The 4,418-nt window shown below is 61.4% G+C and carries 5 protein-coding genes and 1 pseudogene; 2 read left to right on the top strand and 4 right to left on the bottom strand.

Annotation, left to right across the window (positions count from 1 at the left end):
• Positions 1 to 79: 79 nt before the first annotated feature.
• From AC07XF_RS28860 to AC07XF_RS28845, 4 genes and pseudogenes are all read right to left on the bottom strand, one after another.
• Positions 80 to 1,393 carry a sensor histidine kinase gene (locus AC07XF_RS28860; RefSeq protein ID WP_495029235.1) on the bottom strand — a complete coding sequence of 438 codons (1,314 nt, stop codon included), beginning with the start codon at positions 1,391 to 1,393 and terminating at the stop codon, positions 80 to 82.
• Positions 1,390 to 2,058, bottom strand: coding sequence for a response regulator transcription factor (locus tag AC07XF_RS28855; RefSeq protein WP_495029234.1), 669 nt, complete (start codon positions 2,056 to 2,058; stop codon positions 1,390 to 1,392). The genes AC07XF_RS28860 and AC07XF_RS28855 overlap by 4 nt, the downstream gene beginning before the upstream one ends.
• A 3-nt stretch (positions 2,059 to 2,061) precedes the next feature.
• Entirely contained in the window at positions 2,062 to 2,382 is a 321-nt protein-coding gene (locus AC07XF_RS28850; protein ID WP_495029233.1) for a PepSY domain-containing protein, read from the bottom strand.
• Positions 2,382 to 2,598: pseudogene (locus AC07XF_RS28845) on the bottom strand (PepSY domain-containing protein); the annotation flags it as partial. The gene AC07XF_RS28850 and the pseudogene AC07XF_RS28845, both read right to left, overlap by 1 nt.
• A 214-nt stretch (positions 2,599 to 2,812) precedes the next feature.
• Here AC07XF_RS28845 and AC07XF_RS28840 point away from each other — a divergent pair.
• Together AC07XF_RS28840 and queD are read left to right on the top strand one after the other, a co-directional pair.
• A complete protein-coding gene (locus AC07XF_RS28840) occupies positions 2,813 to 3,892 on the top strand; it encodes a patatin-like phospholipase family protein (protein WP_495029232.1) in 1,080 nt (359 codons plus the stop codon).
• A gap of 74 nt (positions 3,893 to 3,966) precedes the next feature.
• Complete coding sequence (queD, locus tag AC07XF_RS28835) at positions 3,967 to 4,323, top strand: 6-carboxytetrahydropterin synthase QueD (RefSeq protein ID WP_003223505.1); 357 nt, start codon at positions 3,967 to 3,969, stop codon at positions 4,321 to 4,323.
• The last annotated feature ends 95 nt before the right edge of the window (positions 4,324 to 4,418 follow it).

Here is a 4,418-nt window from a genome sequence, read left to right as displayed (position 1 = left end):
CGCGAAGGCGGAGTGTCAGCAGACATTTTTATCGACTGACACTCCGCCTTCGCGAGCAAGCCCGCTCCCACAATGGATCTCAGTGTTTGGGTAATTCGATCACAACCTTCAGACCGCCCCACTCGCTCTCCAGCAGCGATAACTTGCCGCCCCAGGTATCAACGATGTCCCGAACGATACCCAGTCCCAGGCCATGCCCGTCTGTTTGCTCGTCCAGACGCGTACCTCGGCTGAATACCTGATCACGGCGGTCTTCGGGAATGCCCGGGCCGTCGTCCTCAACGCTGAGCTCGAATCCCTCGGCGGTCTCGACAACACTCAGCCGGATTTCGGCATCCGCCCATTTGCAGGCGTTGTCCAGCAAATTGCCCAGCAACTCCAGCAGGTCTTCGCGATCCCAGGGCAACTGCAAACCGGCCGGAGCGCGGTAGCTCAGCGCCAGGTGTTCGCCGTGGATCATGTTCAAGGTCGCCAGCAATCCCGGCAGTTCGGCGTCGCAATCGAACAGTGCGCCCGGCAGTGCATCGCCGGACAACCGTGCGCGATTGAGTTCGCGATTGAGCCGCTGCCGGACGTGCTCCAGTTGCTCCTTGAGGGCATTGCGCAGTTGCGGGTGCGCCTCAAGCTGCTCACTTGAGGCCAGGCTCAACAACACCGCCAGCGGTGTCTTCAGGGCATGGCCGAGATTGCCCAGGGCGTTGCGCGAACGCTTGAGACTGTCTTCGGTATGGGCCAGCAAGTGGTTGATCTGCGCCACCAGTGGCTCCAGTTCCACCGGCACCTGATCGTCGAGTTGCGAGCGCTGGCCCTGTTGCAACTGCGCGATCTGTTCGCGCGCTTGTTCCAGCGGGCGCAAGGCGCGGCGCACGGTGATCCGTTGCAACAACAGAATCAGCAGCAGCCCTGTCAATCCGAGGCCCAACCCGATCTGTTGCATACGCCGGAAGCTTTCGCGAATCGGCGTGTAATCCTCGGCGACACTGATGGAAATCGGCAGCCCCAAACGTCGATAGTCCGTACGCAACACCAGTAACTGTTGACCTTCCGGCCCCAGTTGCAGATTGCCGTGCAGGCCGGGGTGATCGAGCACCGGCATTTCCTGATCCCATAAAGAACGGGAACGCCAGTGGCCGTCAGCAAAATCGATGCGGAAATAGTGCCCGGAAAACGGCCGCTGATAGGCCGGTGACAGGCGTCGTTCATCCAGTTGCAAGCCTTGCGGCCCGCGCACCAGTGCCGCCAGCAGGCTCTCGCTGTCATTACGCAGCCCGGCTTCGAGGTAGCGCTGCAAACCCATTTCGAACAGCCACAGGCTGGTTTGCGCCAGCACCAGGCCAACGACCAGCATCACGCTGATCAGGCCCAGGCTCAGTCGGCGCTGGATCGATCTCACCGGGCTTGCCCGCCGAACAGGTAGCCCTGGCCGCGACGGGTTTCGATCACGCTTTTGCCGAGTTTGCGCCGCAAGTGGTTGACGTGAACTTCCAGCACATTGGAGTCGCGCTCGGTTTCACCGTCGTAGAGGTGTTCGGCGAGGTGGCTTTTGGAGAGGATCTGCTCGGGGTGCAGCATGAAATAACGCAACAGGCGAAACTCCGCAGCGGTCAGCTGAATGTCCGCACCGTCGCGGACAACGCACTGGCGACCTTCGTCCAGATGCAGCCCGGCAGCCTGGAGCGTCGGCTGGTTGACCTGACCATGGGAGCGGCGCAGCAACGCCTGGATGCGCAAATATAATTCTTCGGGATGGAATGGCTTGGTCAGGTAATCGTCGGCACCGGCCTTGAGGCCTTCGATGCGTTCGGCCCAGGAACCACGGGCCGTGAGGATCAGCACCGGCGTGGCCAGCCCCGCCGCGCGCCATTGCGCCAGCACCTCAAGCCCCGGCACGCCCGGCAAACCGAGGTCGAGGATGATCAGGTCATAAGGTTCAGTACTGCCCTGATGCACCGCGTCGCGACCGTCGGCCAGCCAGTCCACCGCATAACCCTGGCGGTTGAGACCGGCCAGCAGTTCATCGGCCAGGGGCACATGGTCTTCCACCAGAAGCAAACGCATGGATCAGTCTTCCTTGTCTTTCAGTAAGCGGCCGGTGGTGGCATCGATGCCCAGATCGCGGACCACACCCTCAGGGGTCAGCAGCTCGACTTCATAAATGTAGACGTCGTGTTTTTCTTCGAGCTCGGCCTCCAGCAGTTTCGCGCCGGGGTAGCGATCCATCGCCTGCTGCAGCAGTTGCTCCAGCGGCAGGATCACGCCCTGTTGACGCAGGCGCAAGGCTTCATCCTGATCCAGGTCACGAGCCATCACTGCCGAACAAAACGCCAGAAGCAACAGCGCCATTCGCCCGCCGGTGCATCGATTGAGTAAAAACACCTTCATTACCAATCCTGATGATCCTTGAGAACCTGCCCGCTGACAGCGTCTAATTCCACATCCCGGTCGATGCCCTGAGGATCGCGCAGCTCTACTTTGTACAGGTAGCAGCCCGGACTCACTGACGGTGGAACCCGGATGCCTGGCCACCGCGTTGGCATTGAGTGTCTCGAAAGACACGATGGTACCAGCGTCGCGCAATCTCAGCGCTTGGTCCGGACCAGGTTACCGGGCGTGGGCGCAACCTTAACCGGATCAACTTAATTGAAACTGAATGGCCATCACGGCTAGCCCCGCAATCCTGTAGGAGCTGGCTTGCCAGCGAAGGCGGTGAGTCAGGCAACATCGATGCTGACTGATACACCGCTTTCGCTGGCAAGTCAGCTCCTACAGGGGTTGCGTATAATCCTTGCGCTTGCCACACATCGAGACCGTAATGACCGCCATTCACATCAAGTTCCCCTCCCTGACCCTCAAGGCCGGTCCGCGTGCTTTTGCGCGCATCCGTGAGAGCGGCTTGAACGCCGCCGATGTCGGCACCCTGCCCGGTGCAGCCGGCGGCCCAAAGGCATTGGGGATTCAGGGGCTGGACCTGGCGCTGTTCGGCGAGTGGCTGCCGGCGGCACCACGGGAACGCTCGCTGATTGGCGCATCGGTGGGTTCCTGGCGCTTCGCCAGCGCCTGCCTGCCAGACGCCGCCGAGGGCATACGGCGTCTCGGGCAGCTGTACGCCGAGCAGAACTTTGCCAAGGGCGTGACCATGGCGCAGATCAGCCAGAGCTCACAGCGCATGCTCAACGACCTGCTCGACGGTCGCGATGCCTCGATCCTCGACAACAGCGATTACCGCCTGAACATCATGGTGGTCAAAAGCCACGGCCTGCTGGCCGACGATCATCGCGGTCGCCTGGGGCTGGGCCTGTCATCGGTCATCGCCGACAACCTGCGCGGCCGGGCGCGGCTGGCACGGCACTTCGAACGCCTGATCATCCACGACCCGCGCCTGGCGCCGCCGGTCGACGCCTTGAATGACTTCCCGTCGCGCTTCGTCGCCCTCAACACCGGCAATTTGCGTCAGGCCTTGCTCGCTTCGGGCTCGATCCCGATGGTCATGGAAGGTGTACGCGACCTGCCGGGTGCCGGCACCGGGACCTATCGCGACGGCGGTCTGCTGGACTATCACCTGGACCTGCCTTACAGCGGCAATGACATCGTGCTCTACCCGCACTTCACCGATCGGGTGATTCCCGGCTGGTTCGACAAGACCCTGCCGTGGCGCCGCGCCTGCCCGACACGTTTGCAAAATGTGCTGTTGCTGGCGCCGTCGAAGGAATACCTGGCGCGCCTGCCCTACGGCAAACTGCCGGACCGTAACGACTTCAAGCGCTTCATGGGCGACGCCCCGAGCCGGCAGAAATACTGGCGCACGACGATGGATGAAAGTCGCCGCCTGGGCGACGAATTCCTCGAACTGGCCGCCAACGGTCGCCTCGGCGAGCGCTTGCTGACCCTTTAGTCAGGACAAACTGTTAAACTCGCCGCCTGCCCGAATCGCTGCGGCGAACGCCACCTGAACAGAGCTGAAAAACTGTGGAAATCTTCAAAGAATTTACCTTCGAATCCGCCCACCGCCTGCCCCACGTCCCGGACGGCCACAAGTGCGGCCGTCTGCACGGTCACTCGTTCAAAGTGGCAATCCACCTGAGCGGCGACCTCGACCCGCACACCGGCTGGATCCGCGACTTCTCGGAAATCAAGGCGATCTTCAAGCCGCTGTACGAGCGTCTGGACCATAACTATTTGAACGACATTCCCGGCCTGGAAAACCCGACCAGTGAGGTGTTGGCCAAATTCATCTGGAATGAGATGAAGCCGTTGTTGCCGGAGCTTAGTGCGATTCGGATTCATGAAACCTGCACCAGCGGTTGCATCTATCGCGGGGAGTAATCCTCAGACAACACTCCCCCCCCTGTGGGAGCGGGCTTGAACTGGTCAAGTAATCCCGGACACCGATTACGGTGTTTATGCCGCTTTTTGCTCCA

This window comes from Pseudomonas sp. GW821-FHT01C01 (assembly GCF_059422645.1).
Note: the sequence above shows the minus strand (reverse complement) of the source record. Positions and strands in the feature narration are given on the sequence as shown.